The sequence below is a fragment of the Paenibacillus pasadenensis genome, assembly GCF_023715725.1.
Taxonomy (GTDB): domain Bacteria; phylum Bacillota; class Bacilli; order Paenibacillales; family Paenibacillaceae; genus Paenibacillus_O; species Paenibacillus_O pasadenensis_A.
In genome coordinates this window covers 310162-328259 of the sequence record NZ_JAMBOT010000004.1, presented here as the reverse complement: position 1 = coordinate 328259, position 18098 = coordinate 310162, and the positions used below count along the sequence as shown (strand labels likewise).

Sequence of the window (18098 nt, the reverse complement as noted above, 5' to 3'; positions counted from 1 at the left end):
TAGGGGGATGCGGCATATGAAAAGAGCGCTAATTACAGGAGTAACCGGTCAAGACGGATCTTATTTGGCGGAGTTTTTGCTCGGCAAAGGGTATCAGGTGTACGGCATGCGCCGCCGCACCAGCACGCCGAATTACGAAAATGTCGAGCATATCAAAAATCGGATCAACTGGGTATCGGGCGATCTGACCGACCTTGCATCGCTTATTGAGGCGGTGCGCGTGTCCGATCCGGACGAGGTGTACAACCTGGCGGCGCAGTCGTTCGTAGCCGCGTCCTGGCCGCAGCCGCTGGCAACCGGCCATCTGACAGCAATCAGCGTGACCAACATGCTGGAGGCGGTGCGCATCGTCAAGCCAAGCGCGCGCTTTTATCAAGCGTCCAGCAGTGAAATGTTCGGCAAAGTAATTGAGACTCCGCAGAAAGAGACGACGCCGTTTTATCCGCGCAGCCCGTACGGCGTTGCCAAAGTATACGGCCACTGGATTACGGTCAACTACCGCGAGAGCTTTGGCATGTTTGCTTGCTCCGGCATTCTGTTCAACCACGAATCCCCGCGCCGCGGCGTGGAATTCGTTACGCGCAAAGTGTCCGACGGCGTTGCCCGCATCAAGCAGGGCTTGGCGACGGAGCTGCGCATGGGCAACTTGGACGCGCTTCGCGACTGGGGTTTTGCCGGCGACTACATCAAGGCGATGTGGCTGATGCTGCAGCAGGACGAGCCGGACGACTTCGTCATTTCAACTGGCGAAATGCACACGGTGCGCGAGCTGCTTGAAGTCGCGTTCTCCCATGTCGGACTCGATTACCGTGACTATGTCGTCATCGACCCGGAATTCCAGCGCCCGGCGGAGGTTGATCTGCTGCTTGGAGACTGCACCAAGGCGAAGGAGAAGCTTGGCTGGACGCTTGATGTCGGCTTTGAACAGCTGGTGAAAATGATGGTTGACGAGGATATGAAACGTGTCAGCCATGAGGCTTCCTATCTTCAGGCTATGAGCGTGCACGCCTAGAGCGATGATCGAACACGGGAACGGGAAGGAGCTGAGCGACGCTTGAAAGACAAACAAAGTCAGTCCAGCGCTGCCAGCTCGGCCGGCGTAACGCTGGCGGCTGGCGGCACAGTCGCGGCCAGACATTCCTGGAAAACGAGCGAAAGTGTCCCGGCCGAGCGGTTAACGGGAAGAGGCTCACAGCCAGCCATATACTCCCGGCCGAAGTCTTTCCGAAAGCGTGACGAAGGCGCTCCGTCCGAGCGCCGCCTGACGGCTGAGGACTGGCTGCGGCGCGGGCTGCTCGTCTATCTGATCTTTGCAGCGATGGCGTATTTGCCGGAAGCGCTCAACGACATCGTAAACGCCCGGATTTCGTACGCCAAGTTCGCGCTTGGCGAACCGATTTTCGGTCCGAGCGTCCGGTATGTCAAAGACATTCTGATGGTGGCGCTGCTGGGATTATTTTTCTGGATGGATGTGCAGAAACAGGAACGTTACCGGCTGGCCGCCCACTATCTGCCCATACTGCTGCTGCTTCTATATGGAACGAGCGTGCTCGCTTTCCGCGAAGCCGGAATCAATGTGTACCAGGTGGCGGCCGGCGGGCGTTCGCTGCTGCTGGTCCTTTTTTGCATCAAAGCGGTCGGTTATATTCGCGGGCAAAAGGAGTTTATCCGCTCCATCGCCAGCTGTCTCGGTTGGCTTATTCTGATCGAATTTATCGTGCTGGGCATTCAGTATGCGCTGTTTACGGGACGTTTCGGCGTCGTCAATCCGTTCTCGCTGCGGCTGATCGGCACGTTCGGCGGCATATCCATTGCGGGATATATGGCGCTTGGAAGCTCGATGTTCCTTTACGCAGCCCGTTCGCTGCTCGGCCAAACACAGCGCAGGCTGGGGCCGGTTCTGCAGCTGCTCTGCCTGGGAATAGCCGGCATGTCCGGTACCCGCTCGGCGATTATCGGCTGTTTTCTGATCGTGTTTTTCCTCGTCGTGGAGGCAGTGTTCAGCGGACGCAAACGTCCGGGCTCGGTTTATTTGACGCCAGCCATCGTCTGCTTCTCTATCCTGGCTTTGATGGGAGGAGTGCAGGCGGCAACGCTGATGGCCGACCGGGGCAGCATCGTGGAGGCTCAGGTGCAGGGCGGTCGGATTGACATGCTGACAGGCTTTTTTACCAACAATTCGCTCAGCGTCGTGCTGTTCGGAGACGGCATCGGTTACGGCACAAACAGCGGCGTTAATCTGAACAAACAGATGGACGTGCAGCTGGACCATCAGATTATGGACGGCACCTTCAACTCCATTCTGACGCAGTTTGGCCTTGTGACGCTCGCAGCGCTGATTGCCGCCGTTATCATCTCCGCCCCAGGGCTGATCCGGAGCATGCAGGGAAAAAGCATTCAGCTGTACGTGTTCATCATTGTCAATCTGGTGCTGTGCATCTCGACGAATATTTTGGAGCAGTTCGTTTACCTGTTCCTGCTGGCTGCCTGCTGGGCGGTGCTGACGGATGAAAAGTCCGCTCCATCCACTGTCCAGTCGGCGATGCCGGAGCCGGAATGGTCGCCCCAACGATTTCATTTTCAAAGGAGATAAAGCTCAATGAAGCCGCTTGTACTACTTACAGACGCCTACGGCGGGCACGGTGGAATCGCCAAGTTCAACCGGGATCTGCTGGGGGCAATTTGCACAAGCCCCGGGCTGGATCGCGCGATTGCCATTCCCCGCATCATGCCTCATCCGCCAGGCGAGCTGCCGTCCAAGCTGGATTACGTGACCTCGGGGCTGAACAGCAAGCAGCGTTACTTGCGGACGGTGCTCGCCTCGCTGTTTGGACGCGCCAAAGGCTGCGACCTCATTGTGTGCGGACATATCAACCTGCTGCCTTTTGCGGCGCTGGCCAAAAAAATAACCGGTGCCCCGATCGCGCTTATCATTCACGGCATCGACGCCTGGGATCCGGTCACCCGCCGGGGAACCGCATGGGCGCTGCGCCAGGTGGACGCGGTCATCTCGGTCAGCCAGCTGACGCTGGAGCGTTTCACGGATTGGTCCGGACTGGGCGGAGTTCCTGCCTATGTGCTGCCGAATTCGTTCGAGCCGGGTCTGTTTACGCCGGGACCGCGCCCGGTTTATCTGCAGAAGCGCTACGGCCTGAAGCCGGACGAGCCGGTGATCATGACGCTGGGACGGCTTGCCGGAGCTGACCGCCGCAAAGGTTTTGACGAGGTGCTGGAGGCGCTGCCGCGCTTGCGGACGCAGGTGCCGCGGCTGCGGTATCTGATCGTCGGAGACGGCAGCGACCGGACGAGGCTGGAGGAAAAGGCGAAAGCGCTCGGTGTAGCGGATTCCGTTGTTTTTACCGGCATGATCTCCGAGGAGGAAAAAGCTGATCACTACCGGCTTGCTGACGGCTTTGCGATGCCAAGCCACGGAGAAGGTTTCGGCATCGTGCTGCTGGAGGCGATGGCCTGCGGCGTGCCGGCGATGGCAAGCCTGAAGGACGGCAGCAGCGAAGCGCTGATGCACGGACGGCTCGGCGAGCTGATCGATCCCGCTGATCCCGGGCAGGTAGTCGGCGGCATCATCCGGCTGCTTGAAGCTCCTCGCGGAACGGTGCCGGAGGAGCTCGGTTATTTTAGCTACGCAAACTACACAGCAAGGCTGCACGGTATTTTGGAGCGGATCGGCAGCGACACAAAAGCAGCGCCATCCGGCGCGCGAAGCCCGGGCAGGCTGTCCGGCTAACCTATTGGAGAACGGGAAGTGAAGGAATGAAGATTCTGCATGTAATCGCCAATTTGGCCCCTCGTTACGGCGGGCCCGCCAAGGCGGGAATGGAAATGGCGGCGGCACTGGCGGCGCGCGGCCATGAGGTGACGATTTTCAGCACGAACCAGGACGGCAGCGGTGTGCTCGATGTGCCGACGGACCGTGTCATCCGCAAAAACGGGGTTGATATCCGTTATTTTCCGGTTGTACAGCCGAAATTCTGGCGCACTTCCCCGGCGATGGCTTTTGCGCTGAATAAGGAGATTCCGAACTTCGACATCGTGCACATTCATTCGCTGTATTTGTTCCACGGCATGGCGGCTGGTCATTATGCGCGCAAACACGGAGTTCCTTACATCGTCCGTCCGCATGGCACGCTGGACCCCGTCATGTACGCCCGCCATCGCTACCGGAAACGAATTATGGAGGTGCTGTTCGAGGACCGTAACATCCGGCTTGCGGACGCGCTGCACTATACAACGGAAGAGGAGCTTGTGCTGGCAAAACCTTACGTGCACGGCAGCACTGGTTTTGTCGTACCAAACGGCGTCAACTCTTCCGACTACAGCGAGCTGCCGGTGCGCGGCACGTTCCGCTCCCGCTACAAGCTGCTCGAGGGCAAAAAGATGCTGCTGTTCTTCAGCCGCATCAATTTCAAAAAAGGTCTAGACGTGCTCGTCGAGGCGTTCAAGCATATTCACCGCCAGCATCCTGACACGGTGCTCGTGCTGACGGGTCCCGATGACGAGAATTACGGCCAAAAGGTGCGCGAATGGCTCAAGGCTGCGGGATTAAGCGAGTTCGCGATTTTCACCGGCATGCTAACAGGCCAGGATAAACTCGCTGTACTGCGCGACGCCGACCTGTTCCTGCTTCCGTCCTACTCCGAGAACTTTGGCATCGCCGTTGTGGAAGCAATGGCTTGCGGCATTCCGGTTGTCATCTCCGACAAGGTCAACATTTGGCGCGAGGTTGTGCAGGAGGGAGCCGGACTGGCGACTCCAGTCGACCCGGTCAAAGTAGCGGAGGCAGCCTGCCAGCTGCTGGACGATCCCGCGCTGCGTGCCCGAATGGGCGAACAAGGCCGCAAAATGGTGTCGCATTATTACGAGTGGTCCCAGGTGGGCGCACAGCTGGAGCAGGAATACCGTCAGCTGATCGGCGAGGCCGATCCGGCAGACGGACGAAGCGGCGCGGCGGCCGGGCTAAACTGGGGCTCATGAGCGCAGTGATTCGAAAGCCGCTGGAGGAAGCCGTGCAGCCGGACACGATTGGCGCGGAAGCGCGGTGCGAGCTTGCGGGTAGCTCGCGCGGTGGAGCCGTTGTGGACGGGACTGGAGCAGGAGCGCAGAGCGTTCAAGCGGGTAACCAGCGCGGCGGAGCGAAGGCGGATGCGGATCGAATTGGCTCCGCTGCAGGAAACGCCGCAGCTCTTTCGCCGATGAGAAACCGGATCCGGTTGGATCAATACGACCAGAGCTGGTACTCGCGCGGCAAAAGCGGGCTGTTCGTCCTCCTGTGGTGGCTCGTCCAAGGCAGCCTTTTCCGTTATTCCCTGCATCCGATGTACGCTTGGCGCCGCTTTCTGCTGCGGCTGTTCGGAGCGCAGATCGGCAAAGGCGTTCAGGTGCGCGCAACTGCGCGATTTACGTACCCGTGGAAGGTCAGCATCGGCGATTACTCCTGGATTGGCGATGACGCCGAATTTTACAGTCTGGACCGGATCGAGGTCGGCAGCCATTGCGTCATCTCGCAGCGGAGCTACCTTTGCACAGGCTCGCATGATATTGCAGATCCTGCTTTCGGGCTGATTACGAAGCCAGTTGTTATCCGGGACGGAGCCTGGGTGGCGAGCGACGTTTTTGTTTATCCCGGAGTGACCGTTGGTGTGATGGGCGTCGTCGCGGCGCGCAGCACGGTAACCCGACCGGTGCCGGACGGAGAGGTGCATGCAGGCACGCCGGCTGTTTACGTGAAGCAGAGGTTTGTGCAAACGGCAGACGAAGCAGCGAGACCGGCAGTCAGACGTGCATAGAGCTAGTTAGTTTAAACCGGCAAGACCGGCAGTCCGACGTGCATAAAGCTAGTTAGTTTAAACCGGCAAATCGGGCAGGGCGAGCGGGTTCAAGCAACGATTACTCGTTGGCTCTCGGCATGAAAGATGCGGTTCGGCGCAAACGGACGGAAATAAGGCCGAAAACGGCCTTAATTTCGCCCAATCGGCGCAAACGCACCGAGATAAGGCCAAAAACGGCCTTAATGCGTCGAAATCGGCGCAACTGCACCAAAATAAGGCCGAAACCGGCCTTAAACGCGCCTGATCGGCGCAAACACGCCAAAATAAGGCCGAAACCGGCCTTAATTGCGCCCAATCGGCGCAAACACACCAAAATAAGGCCGAAACCGGCCTTAATTGCACCTGATCGGCGCAACTGCACCGAAATAAGGCCGAAAACGGCCTTAATTTTGCCCAATCGGTGCAAACGGACCGAGATAAGGCCGAAACCGGCCTTAAATGAGCCTGATCGGCGCAAACGGACGGAAATAAGGCCGAAAACGGCCTTAAGTGCGCCTGATCGGCGTAAACACGCCGAAATAAGGCCGAAAACGGCCTTAATTGCGCCGAATCGGCGCAAACGCCCCAAAATAAGGCCGAAAACGGCCTTAAACGCGCCTGATCGGCGCAAACGCACCGAAATAAGGCCGAAAACGGCCTTAAACGCGCCGAATCGGCTCAAACACACCAAAATAAGGCCGAAACCGGCCTTAAATGCGCCCAATCGGCGCATCGGATTCACCGCTTTTACGGAAGGGGGGTCATCTGAACATGAACTTGAAAAAGCCTCATATCGTGTTTGTCATCAATTACTTTTATCCCGATTACGCTTCGACCGGCCAGCTGCTCACGGAGTTATGCCTGCATCTGCAGCATGATTTCCGCATTACGGTTATCGCGGCGCAGCCCGGTTACGCCGGGGAAAAAAGTGAAGCGAAAGCGCCGCGCTACTCCGAGGATTACCTGGAGCAAATCCGCATATTGCGCATACGGCTGCCTGAGGTGAACAAGCGCAGCAAGGCCAGCCGCATCCGCTACATCTCCGCTTATTTCGCCCACGCGGTCAAGCTGCTGCTGAAGCAGCGGAACGCGGACTTCATTTACACCATTTCGCAGCCTCCCGTACTGGGCGGGCTGATCGGCACGATCGGCAAGCTTGCGCTGCGCTCCCGGCATATTTACAACATTCAGGATTTTAATCCCGAACAGGCCCAAGCGGCCAACTTCATGAGCCAGCCGCTGCTGCACAAGGCTGCTTTGGCTGTCGACAAGCTGAATTGCCGCCTCTCGGATCATGTCATTCTGGTCGGCCAGGACATGAAAGAGACGCTGGAAAGGCGCTTTAACGGACGCCGCGTGCCAGCCCATTCGGTCATTAACAACTGGACGAACGAAGAGGAAATTGTTCCGCTGAAGCGGGATGAGCCCGGCGTGATGGAGTTTTTGCGGGAGCACGGGCTGGAGGACAAGTTTGTCGTCATGTATAGCGGCAATCTAGGCCTTTACTACGATCTGGAAAATCTGATTCGCATCGCGCCGCAGTTCAAGGAGCTGTCCGATCTCATGTTTGTCTTCATCGGCGAGGGAGCCGTGAAGGGGCAAATGGAGGATTTTGTGCGGGAGCAAGGGCTGCAAAACGTGCTTTTCCTGCCTTACCAGCCGAAGGAAAAGCTGCGTTACTCGCTGAACGCCGCCGACGTTCACCTGGTCGTGAACCAGAAAGGGATCAAGGGCGTGTCGGTGCCAAGCAAAATTTACGGCGTCATGGCGGCGGGTAAAGCGGTCATGGGCGTGCTGGAGGAAGGCAGCGAGGCGCATCGGCTCATCGTCGAAAGCGGCTGCGGCAGCACATCGGAGCCTCAGCGCTACAGCGATGCCGCGCGCCAGCTCATGGGGCTGTACCGGCTTGGTCGCAGCGGCTTGACCGAACGCGGGCTGCAAGGGCGCGGGTATTTGGAGCGGCATCTGCGGCGCAGCCTGTCGCTGGAAAAATACCGCCAGCTGCTGCTGTCGCTTTACACAGGCGGTAAAAAAGGGCGCAAGCTGAGCGTTCCGGCGGAGGAGCATTCTCCTCGATTGGCTCCATCTTCAAGTGCCGCGCAGCAGCCGGCTGGAGCCGCTGGAGGGGCGATGCGAGCCGGAGGCGACGCACGTTAGGCCGTTATCGTTTTGCTTCATCCATCCACTATCGAAAGGCGGAGATTGCTTATGAAGCTCGTCCTATTGTCCGGAGGTTCCGGCAAGCGGCTGTGGCCGCTCTCCAATGACCTGAGGTCGAAGCAGTTCCTGAAAGTGCTCGAAGACGGCGAAGGCACGCGCGTGTCGATGGTGCAGCGGGTATGGGGGCAAATTGCTGATGCAGGCTTTGCAGGCTCGGGGTATATCGCCACCGGCAGCTCGCAGACCGAACTGATTCGCGGGCAGCTTGGCCCGGATGTGCCGCTCATTGTGGAGCCGGCGCGGCGCGACACTTTTCCTGCGATTGCGCTTGCCGCCGCCTACCTCTACTCGGTCGAAAAGGTTCATCCCGACGAAACGGTCGCGGTGCTGCCGGTTGACCCTTACGTAGAGGATCGTTTTTTCACCACGGTCGCCAGCTTGGACGGAGTGCTGCGCAGCACCGGAGCGGATCTCGCTCTGATCGGCGTTAAGCCAAGTTACCCTTCGGAAAAATACGGCTACATCGTGCCGGAAGGAGACGCCGGGGCAGAAGCGGGCAGCGATTCGTTCCAGGTGGGCGGCTTCCGGGAGAAGCCGTCCGAGCAGGCGGCGGAGGAGCTCATTGCTCGCGGCGCCCTGTGGAATTGCGGCGTGTTCGCCTTCCGTCTCGACTACATGCTGAACATTATGGAAGCCAAAGGCGTTTCGCTGTCCTATGAGCAGCTGTCCGCCAATTACGAAAGCCTGGAGAGCATCAGCTTTGACTATGAGGTTGTGGAGCGGGCGCGCAACGTCGCGGCTGTCGCCTATGACGGCTACTGGAAGGATCTCGGCACATGGAACACGCTCACCGAGGAAATGAAAGATTCCCGGATGGGACGCGGCATTGTAAGCGGAGACTGCGTGAACACTCATTTGGTCAATGAAACGGATATCCCGGTTACGGTGCTCGGCTTGTCCAATGTAGTCGTAGCGGCAAGTCCGGACGGCATTCTCGTAGCGGAAAAGGGCGCCAGCACAAAGCTGAAGGATTTCATCGGCTACAATCAGCGGCCTATGTACGAGGAGCGCCGCTGGGGCTGGGTGCGCGTGCTGGACGACCGGGCTTATGACGACGGCAGCGTTGTTTTGACAAAACGAGTCGGCATCGACAAGGGACAAAGCATCGGCTACCGGCTGCATCAGCACCGCGAAGAGGTGTGGACGGTCGTTAAGGGCGAGGGAGAATTCATCTGCAACGGGACTTATATGAAGGTTAGAGCGGGCAATGTGATGCACATTCCGATGAAGACGCTTCACGGAGTGCGCGCCACGAGCGACCTTGAGTTCATTTCCGTGCAAACCGGCATGAAACAGCTTGAAAACTCCATCATGGAGCTGTACAGCAGCTGGGAGGAAATCGAGCAAAACTGCTTGCGGGCGTAACATTGGAAAATTTCCGGCCGGGATAAACGAAAGCCGTTTCCGCCAGATTCAAATTCCTCCGTTACCAGCATCTGCACTCCGCTTGCGAATTTGAAAAGCATGTCCAAAAAAAGGAGGCCGCCCGGCATGACGTTGTCGATCGCCTATTATGTATCGGATTACGGCTACGGTCATGCCGCGCGCTCCATCGCGGTCATCCGCGAGCTGCTGCGCCAGACGGCAGAGGCGGGAGAAACGCTGCATCTGCATGTGGCCAGCGGCCGGGCGCTGCCTTTTCTGGAGCGGTCGCTGACGGGAGCATTTGAGCGGGAGCGCGGCGGGGGACACCGTCTATTTTTGAGACAGCTGGAGCAGGAGCCGGGTTATTGTCTTCGCCCCGGCAGCATGCAGGCGGATCTGCCGCGGCTGCAGAGCCGAGTGCTTTCCTATTTGGCTGAGCTGCCGAAAAGAATTCGCAAAGAGTCCGGGTGGCTGAGCGCGTCCGGCATTGATCTGACGGTATCGGATATAACGGCAGAAGCATTTCCGGCTTCTCGCCGCGCCGGTATTCCAAGCGTTGGCGTGTCCAATTTCACGTGGTACACCGCCTATCAGGAGATGCTTCCGGCAGAGCTGCTTGCTCCACTGGGCAAAGCCTATCTCGATATGGATGCTTTTATCGCATTAGCCGGCTCCCGGGAGCCTCATTGGGGCCTGAAGCCCGCTGCAAGAGCCGGATTTTTTTGCCGGCATGCGGATCCAGTCAAAGTGCTAGAGCTGCGAAAACGGCTGGACCCCGGGGGCGAGCGGCTGCTGATCGGCTTGTTTCCGGGCATGGGGATTGACAAGGGCAGTCCGCTTGAAAAGCTGCCTTTACTAAAGGATTCCCGTTGGCTGCCGGTCGTTTCATCCGGGATGGAACTGCCGGACACGGTCCTTGATGCGGCGCGCATACCGGATGATGAAACGGAATCTCAGCTATACATGGCGGCATGCGACATCGTGCTGACCAAGCCGGGATGGGGCACGGTGGCGGAAGCGGTATGCCACGGCAAACCGCTTGCTCTGCTGGAGCGCAGCCTGTTCCGCGAGGATCGCTGCACCGTAGAGGCGCTGATCGGCAAACATCCGTTTCTGCTGCTCCAGGAGGACAGCCTTGCATCACCGGATCTGAATATGCGGCTGCAGGAGCTTGCAGGCTCCTGCAGCCGCAGTGCCGGAATTGTACCGGGGCGCAAGGAGCACGATCAGGCTTTTACCAGAGCGGGGCTGGCGGGAAAAGAGTACGAGCCGCTCGCACGCAGCGGAGAAACGGCCCGTGTGGCGTCGCTGCTGCTTGAACGGGCGAGCAAGGCCTCGTCCGCTGGAGCGCCAGGTTTCACGGGTCAGCCGCTGCTTTCGGCAGACGAATATCAATCCGGCCCAAGCCGGCCTCCAAAACGGACGGCGGAGCCAATCAATCATAACGGGAGTGGAGAAGCGATGAAGATTACGGTTGTAGGGACAGGATATGTCGGCCTCGTATCAGGCGTTTGCTACGCGGAGCTCGGCCACAGCGTCATTTGCGTGGACAAGGACCCGCTAAAGGTGGCAACACTGCAAAACGGGGAGATCCCGATCTACGAGCCGGGGCTGCAGGAGCTGTCCGTGCGCAACTCCGAGCTGGGGCGGCTTCAATTCACATCGAGCCTTGGCAACGCCGTCAAAGGGGCGGACCTGATCGTAATTGCTGTCGGAACCCCGCCTTTGCCGAGCGGTCAGGCCAATCTCGCGTATATTGAGCTGGCTGCGCAGGAAATTGCGGATTCAATGGAGGGCAATCCCGTCATTGCGATCAAAAGCACGGTGCCCGTCGGCACGAACGAGAAGGTGCGCGACCTCATCCGGTCGCATACGGACTGCCCGTTCGACAGCGTATCGCTGCCTGAATTCCTGCGCGAAGGCTCCGCTGTATCGGACACGATGAACCCGGACCGGATCGTCATCGGCACGGAATCGCCAAGGGCGGAAGCGCTGCTCCGCGAGCTGCACGCCGGATTGAATCCGTCGTTTGTCGTCACCGATATCCGCAGCGCGGAAATGATCAAATACGCCTCGAACGCTTTTCTCGCTACCAAAATTTCCTTCATCAACGAAATCGCCAATATTTGCGAGAAGGTAGGGGCGGACGTAACGCAGGTGGCGGATGGAATGGGCCACGACAAACGCATTGGGGCTTCGTTCCTCAAGGCAGGCATCGGTTATGGCGGGTCCTGCTTCCCTAAAGACACGCAGGCGCTTATCCAAATCGCCGGACATGTGGACTACGAGTTCAAGCTGCTGCGCTCCGTCGTTGAGGTCAACCAGGATCAGCGCTACAACGTCATCCGCAAGCTGGAGTCGATTTTCGGCGAGCTGCGCGGCCGTACCGTCGCGGTGTGGGGCCTCGCCTTCAAGCCGGAAACCGACGACGTCCGTGAAGCACCGGCCCAGGAAATTATCGGCGAGCTGCTTGCGCGCGGCGTTGAGGTAAGAGCGTACGACCCGATTGCAATGGACAACTTCCGCAGCACCTTCGGCAGCGGAGACGGCAATGTCGCTTGGTGCGACAGCGCGCTGGAGGCTGCGGCGGGCTCGGATGCCGTTTGCCTGCTGACGGAATGGAAAGAGTTCGGCGGGACGGACCTGCAGCTGCTGCGCGCCGTCGTGCGCGAGCCGGTGCTGATCGACGGACGCAATGCGTTCAACGAAGCCGATTTGCAGGATACGGATTTCATCTACTACTCTGTCGGGCGGCCAAGCCTCGCAAGAGGCGTCAAAGCTCCGGTGCCGGAGCTCAGCTACTAGCAATTGCGCAAGTGCAAGGCCAATCAGGATCAATGAGGTGATGAAGATGATGAAAAAAACGAGCAAATTGACCTTAGCGATGCTCGCCGCCATGGTGGCGGCGGGCACGCTTCCCGCGCTTCCGTCCTTGCCAGCGGTTAAGGTGGCAAACGCGGCCGATGGAGAGCTGCCGCAGCCGCCGAACATTGACGGAGCGCTCCGTCAGTTGTATGCGCTTCATGATGCGCTGTTAGCCGGCGATCCGGCCGATGTGCGCGATGTGGTCAACTTCCGGGATGAGCTGGAGTCGCTCGACCCGGCAGCTGAATTCCATCTTGCCGCTCCGGTATGGGACAAAATCGATGCCAAGCTGCCTGCTTCCGTGGACCGCGATTTTACGAAAGAAAATCTATTCCGCCTGTCGCAGGACATCCTGGCGCTGCTGTATACGCCGCAGTATAAGGATTTGCAGAAAATCCGCTCCAACGCCGACTACCGCCGCGCGCTCGCTCCAATCGTGCGCGCCGGGGGCGACAGCGACTTGACGATGGACGAAATCGTCGTGTTCCTGTACGGCGACGGCGGACAGCGCCGCGGAGTGGAAGGCACGGTGCGCGAGTTCATTTCGCGGATGAGCCAGCAGGAACTGTTCCAGATGCTGTACGTCCCGGAAAAGCGCAATGAGCTTATGCTTCGTGTGCTGACCGACCTGCTCGGCCGCACGGATGAATACACGTTCAGCGCCATGCTGAAGGAATACGGCATTACGAGCATGGACCTGCAGCATACGATGATTAATTTCCAGGAGCGCCTGCAGCTTGAAAAACCGGCTGGAACAGCGCTGCTCATCGCCTTCATGCGCATGACGAGCAAGGAACAGGTTCAGGTGTCGCAGCAGGGCCGCCAGCATAACTACTCGCTGCTCGTCAACGGCATCGCTGTCCCTTCCGTCGCGCTCACTTGGTCCAAGCTGTCGGGCAGCGCCGATGTGACGGTCAGCGGCAACGGGACCGTGACGATTCCATCCTCCTCGTCAGGAGCCAGCGCTGTCATCCAGGCGAAGCTGCTGAACCCTTACGGCGGAGCGGACAAAGTCATTTTCCAAAAAGAAATTACGCTGACTGCGGACGGGGCAGCCACGCCTACGCCGACCCCAAGTCCAACTCCGGACCCAGGCACGTCGCCGACACCGACACCGACACCTACGCCTACGCCGGACCCTGGCGGTACGCCAACGCCGACCCCAACACCAACACCAACTCCTAGTCCGGGCGGCGGAGGCGGTTTCCCAGGCTTTCCAGGCTTCCCGACGCCAACTCCAGGCACAGGCGGCGGCTCTGGAGAAGAGCCCGGCAATACCGGACCTGGCAGCGTAGCGGAGCAGATCGCCGTCATTTTGCAGCAATATTTCGCCAAGCTGGAGTCCATCAAGCAGCGGTTTAACGCCACAAACTCGATTTCGGAGAAGCTGACCCTGATTCGCGAGGCATTTAAGGCCGCTCAGGAAGCGCTCGATGCAATCGGCAAAATTAAAATTCCGGCGCCAACGCCGCGCACGGCAGGCGTGTACAGCGCAGATTGGGGAGCGGCCGAGGCGCAGGAGCAATTCTCCGCCATTTCGGAAGCGGCAGCCTCGATCAAAGAAGGCCTGCTCGGCTTGGAGGGAGCGGGAGTTGAACGGACCGACTCGCTGCGGGTGAGCGCCGAGCTTGATTTTGATACGGAGCAGGGCGAGAGCTGGTCGCTTAACGTACCGGCCGACGTGCTGCAGGCAGCCAAAAATTCCGGCATCGCATACCTTGGGCTGAACGCCGAGGGAGCCCGCGTATCCATTCCGGTTGCCGGGCGCACAGGCGAGCTGTCTATCGTACTGTCCCGTCTCGACGATTCCGCTGTTACGTCCGCATCCCGTCTTCCGCTTGCCTCCAGAGCCTATTCGTACGAGGTGACACAATCGGGCCGCAAAATTACGAGCTTTGGCAATCCGGTCCGGCTGGAACTTCCGCTGGACGGAGCGGCTAATCTGAAGCAGGACAGGCTCAGCCTGATCAAGGTGCGTTCCGGCAAAGCGCTGGATTTCCAATCCGGCGTAGCGGGATCGGTATACGCGACAGATGTGCAGGATGCCAGCTCGGTTTATGCGGTCGTCGAAAATAACGTTACGTTCAAGGACATACCAGCTGCGCATTGGGCGCGCGCCTCGATTGAAACGATGGCTTCGCAGGGCATTATGACCGGCGTTGCCGCAGGCAAATTTGAGCCCTCGCGCAATGTGACGCGGGCTGAATTCGCCAAAATGCTCGTCCGCGCCTTCAACTTGGGCGGCGAGCCGGTGAGCCTCACGTTCAAGGACGTGAAGGAGTCGGACTGGTTCGCTCCTTATGTGCGGACAGCCGTAGCAAGCGGCATTACGAGCGGCCGCAGCGCGGACAGCTTTGCTCCGCACGCGGCGATCAGCCGCCAGGAGATGGCGACGATGATCGCGCGGGCGCTGCAGCAGTCCGGAGGGTATCCGAAGCAGTTCCAAACGGAGCAGGCGCTGGCAGGTTATAAGGATCAAGCCTTGGTGAGCGCTGGTTTGAAACCGGCGGTTGGCGTAGCCGCGCAGCTTGGCATCATCGGCAGCGGCGGCAAGCTTGATCCCCGTAAATCGGCATCGCGGGCCGAGGCTTCGGCCATGCTGCAGCGTGCGATGGGCAAGCTTTAGTTCCCGGTTACAGCAATTGAATGGACGTTGCGGCCCGACAGCAGATTCCCTCTGCCTCGGGCCGCTGTTTTATCGGGCTCCATCGCCTGATGCGGTTAACCGGTCCGGCTAGCCAAAAGGGAGGGATGAGGATGAAAGCCTGGTGGAAATGGGGGATGGGCATCGTTGGAGCCGCTATTATGCTTGCTGGCGGCGGCGCGTATGCGGCAGATTACGCGGTGAAACAGGCGTTGTCCGGCTTAGCGTCCGAGCTGCCGGCGGCGGCTGTACAGGAGGAAACGGTTCTGTCCGGCTCAACGGGGTCAGAGTCCGCCGGAACATCGGAGACGGAATCTTCCGGGTCTCCCGGGGCAGAGCCCAATCAGTCCGCTGGCAGCAGCACTCGCTCGTCCGAGGGCGCTTCGGCTTCGGGAGCATCGGACACAAGCCGTACCCAGCAAAAGCCCGATGCTGCCGATAAAGCTGGCATTATTACCGAGGATGCAGCGGATTCTGCTGCAAAACGCCTCACGATTGCCGAGAAGAGCGAAGCCCTTGGCATGGTGCTGAAAAGTTTGGACAAATCCGAAATCCAGCAGTTCAAGCAGTTTGCAAAGGGCGGCCTGGATGCTGGAGAGAAACAGAAAATCAAGGAAACGCTGCGGGATAAGCTAAGTAAACCGGATTATGCGCGGCTGTCCGAATTGGCGAAAAAAGCTCTGCAGGCGCAGTGAAACAGAACGTGGTTGCTTTATGCACTTACAGCTGTCTAGGAGGGGAAAAGCTTGTATCAACCGATTCGTTCAGGCAAAACAGTCCGGCTGCTGCTCGCGGTAATGCTGTCAACGGCAGCGGTAGGCGGAGCAGCAGGAGTGAAGTCCGCTCCAGCTGCTGCGGCAGTCAAAACTTCGGCTGCCAATCCGGAGGTCAAACCGGTTGCAGCGGCTAGCGCTGCCGCTTCAATTGTCATCGACGGCAAAGTGCTGACGCTGGATAAAGGCACGTCGGTATTTATGCATCAAGGCAGAGCCTATCTGCCGCTTCGGGCGGCAGCGGAAGCTCTCGGTTTGGTTGCCTCATGGGAGAACAAAACCAAAACGTTATCGCTACTAACTCCAACGGAAGCTCAATACGAGGTTCTGGACAAAAAGCGGGCCGCGCGGCTGAAGGACGGGGGACGCTCCTCAAGCGAAGGCAAAAAGCTGAAGCTTACGCCTTTGAAGGTGAAATTTTTTGTGCAGGGTAAAGCGGTGACGCTGCCCGCAGGCCAGCAGGTTTTCACGGCGGAAGGATCGTTATACGTGCCGCTTCGGTTCGCAGCCGAGCTGACGGGAGCGTCTGTGCAGTGGAATGCTAAACAAGCGCGCATCGATATTGTGCCCCGCAGCATTGAAGGCGGCGGCGGAGACGGAGAAAGCGGCCTAAGTGGCGGTGAAACAGGCGGCCAGCCGGGCGGCTCGGAGCCTCCGGCGCCAACGCCAACTCCTCCGCCAACTGGCGGGACGCCGACAGACCCGGCTCCTTCCGCCTCGCCGCCTCCAGTCCAGGTCCCTTCGCCAGGAGGAGGCCTCCCGACTCCTACACCTCCGCCGGGAGGAGGGGCTCCAACGCCAACGCCTCCGCCGTCGGGCAAGCAGGAAGAGCAAATTCATCGCGAGGGGCGTGAAAAGGCCGATGCGCTGCGCAATAAGTGCCGCCAGGAGCTTGTGACGCTTGCGCTTGTTTATGCAAATGCAACAACTGCTGAAGCCAAGGCTAAAGCCAGACAGCAGGGCAGCGAAGTGTTCGCAACCTGTAACGCTTCCTTTGACGGCATTTTAAGCGAGATGAAACAGCAGCTTGAGGCAGGCGGTTACTCTACGGCGAGGCTGGAAGAGTATCGTGCCGAATACGAGAAGGAGCTTGCGGAAGGCAAAGCAATGCTGGACGGTCTGATCGGCGGCTGATAAGGAGGACATCATGAGCGAACGAATCAAGCGCAGAAAAAAATCCGTTAAACAGAGGTTTAGCCGGCAGGGCTGGGGCAAGCTGTTGCTGGTGCTGCTCATGGCTGGCGCGCTGGTTCCGGCCGTGCTTGGTTATTTGAATCATCGAGAGCTGTCCAAGGATACGACGGAAACTGAAATAGCTGTGGCGGTAAAGACCGAGGAAAACCGGAACGAAACAAATCCGGAGCGCGAAAACGCGCCAAAGGAATCTCCGGGGGACGTAGGGCCAACCGGAACGCCTTCCGCAGCCGGCAGCAGCAACCAGGAGGACAAACAAAATCCGCCGCAGCCGGAAAAGAGCAAAAGCGAGCCAACATCCTCTTCCAAACCGAATGTTGCTCAGGGCAGCAATCAGGTAACCGAAACGCAGAAAAAAGGCGGCGGAACGAAGGAAGCGGACAACACCGGCGGCAAGCAGCAATCCGGCGGCGACAGGGAGCAAGCGCTCCAATACGAGCGGCGTCTCGAAACGATCCGTCAGCAATGCGTTCGCGATGCAGCAGCTGTGCTTGAGCAAGGGGAGTCGAAAATGAACGCGGCCCGCCGCGGCGAGCTGGCGGAGGATGAGCTCAGGCAGGCAGGGGCGGAGCTGTCCCGGCAGATGGAAGGCGCGGAGGCTGGCTGCAAGTCCAGCTTCGACGGTCTAATCGCCGAGGCGGAGCAGGCTGAAATTCCGGAGAGCGAGCGCGCGGAATGGACCCAAAGCTATGTGCAATCCCGCGATCTGCTCCGGGCGAAGATGAGCGAGCAGCTTCAATCGCTTCAGTCGGCCGCCGGATAAACATCGTATTAATAGCAGCTGGCAATAAAAAAACCGGTCAGGCTGGTATCAGCCTTGACCGGTTTCGTCTTTTCTTACAATGCGTTCTCTCACAACACGCTCGAGCAGAAGCCGTACAAGCTCAACATCCTCGGCTTCGAGAGGAATCCCGTCCCAATGCAGCTGTTGAAGATTCAGCCATTCTCTTGCGTTGCTGCTCGGTTCCACAGGCTCGGCATATTCCGTAAGTCCCAGAAGATAGTCTGAAGTTGTGTGCAGCTTGCGGGCAATCGTCTGGATGGATTCCAGAGTAGGCTGGCGATATCCCGACTCGTAGCCGGCGTAGGTGCTTTTGGCAACGCCTACATAATCGGCTACCTCCTGCATGGTGAGCTTTCTTTTTTTACGCAGCGCCTTGAGTCGTTTTGCGAACATGCCCCCACCGTCCCCCTGCGGCAATAGATACCCAG

The 18098-nt window shown here is 59.0% G+C and carries 13 protein-coding genes; 12 read left to right on the top strand and 1 reads right to left on the bottom strand.

Going from position 1 to position 18098, the window contains the following annotated elements; genetic code table 11:
• The first annotated feature begins 16 nt into the window (after window positions 1–16).
• From gmd to M3223_RS12840, 12 genes are all read left to right on the top strand, one after another.
• Window positions 17–1012, top strand: a complete 996-nt coding sequence (gene gmd, locus M3223_RS12900; protein ID WP_251562001.1) for a GDP-mannose 4,6-dehydratase — start codon at window positions 17–19, stop codon at window positions 1010–1012.
• 42 nt (window positions 1013–1054) lie between these two features.
• On the top strand, window positions 1055–2593 hold the full coding sequence (locus M3223_RS12895) for a hypothetical protein (protein ID WP_251561999.1): 1539 nt from the start codon (window positions 1055–1057) through the stop codon (window positions 2591–2593).
• Window positions 2594–2599: 6 nt separating this feature from the next.
• Window positions 2600–3745, top strand: a complete 1146-nt coding sequence (locus tag M3223_RS12890; RefSeq protein WP_251561997.1) for a glycosyltransferase family 4 protein — start codon at window positions 2600–2602, stop codon at window positions 3743–3745.
• Between the two features lie 26 nt (window positions 3746–3771).
• Window positions 3772–4992, top strand: a complete 1221-nt coding sequence (locus tag M3223_RS12885; RefSeq protein WP_251561994.1) for a glycosyltransferase — start codon at window positions 3772–3774, stop codon at window positions 4990–4992.
• Entirely contained in the window at window positions 4989–5804 is an 816-nt protein-coding gene (locus tag M3223_RS12880) for a WcaF family extracellular polysaccharide biosynthesis acetyltransferase (protein WP_285891253.1), read from the top strand. Before M3223_RS12885 ends, M3223_RS12880 begins: the two co-directional genes overlap by 4 nt.
• A 792-nt stretch (window positions 5805–6596) precedes the next feature.
• The gene (locus M3223_RS12875) at window positions 6597–7982 is read left to right on the top strand and encodes a glycosyltransferase family 4 protein (protein ID WP_251561992.1); all 1386 of its coding nucleotides are present in this window, start codon (window positions 6597–6599) and stop codon (window positions 7980–7982) included.
• A gap of 51 nt (window positions 7983–8033) precedes the next feature.
• Entirely contained in the window at window positions 8034–9410 is a 1377-nt protein-coding gene (locus tag M3223_RS12870; RefSeq protein ID WP_251561991.1) for a sugar phosphate nucleotidyltransferase, read from the top strand.
• 1461 nt (window positions 9411–10871) lie between these two features.
• The gene (locus M3223_RS12865; protein WP_251562317.1) at window positions 10872–12215 is read left to right on the top strand and encodes a UDP-glucose dehydrogenase family protein; all 1344 of its coding nucleotides are present in this window, start codon (window positions 10872–10874) and stop codon (window positions 12213–12215) included.
• 46 nt (window positions 12216–12261) lie between these two features.
• Window positions 12262–14901 (top strand): S-layer homology domain-containing protein, encoded by a 2640-nt coding sequence (locus M3223_RS12860; protein ID WP_251561988.1) that lies wholly within the window; start codon window positions 12262–12264, stop codon window positions 14899–14901.
• Between the two features lie 131 nt (window positions 14902–15032).
• The gene (locus M3223_RS12855; protein ID WP_251561987.1) at window positions 15033–15614 is read left to right on the top strand and encodes a hypothetical protein; all 582 of its coding nucleotides are present in this window, start codon (window positions 15033–15035) and stop codon (window positions 15612–15614) included.
• Between the two features lie 51 nt (window positions 15615–15665).
• The gene (locus tag M3223_RS24285; RefSeq protein WP_285891252.1) at window positions 15666–16826 is read left to right on the top strand and encodes a copper amine oxidase N-terminal domain-containing protein; all 1161 of its coding nucleotides are present in this window, start codon (window positions 15666–15668) and stop codon (window positions 16824–16826) included.
• A gap of 13 nt (window positions 16827–16839) precedes the next feature.
• Window positions 16840–17649, top strand: a complete 810-nt coding sequence (locus M3223_RS12840; protein ID WP_251561985.1) for a hypothetical protein — start codon at window positions 16840–16842, stop codon at window positions 17647–17649.
• Between the two features lie 48 nt (window positions 17650–17697).
• Here the strand turns inward: M3223_RS12840 and M3223_RS12835 are convergent, their stop codons facing one another.
• Window positions 17698–18063 carry a helix-turn-helix domain-containing protein gene (locus M3223_RS12835; protein WP_251561983.1) on the bottom strand — a complete coding sequence of 122 codons (366 nt, stop codon included), beginning with the start codon at window positions 18061–18063 and terminating at the stop codon, window positions 17698–17700.
• Window positions 18064–18098: the final 35 nt, after the last annotated feature.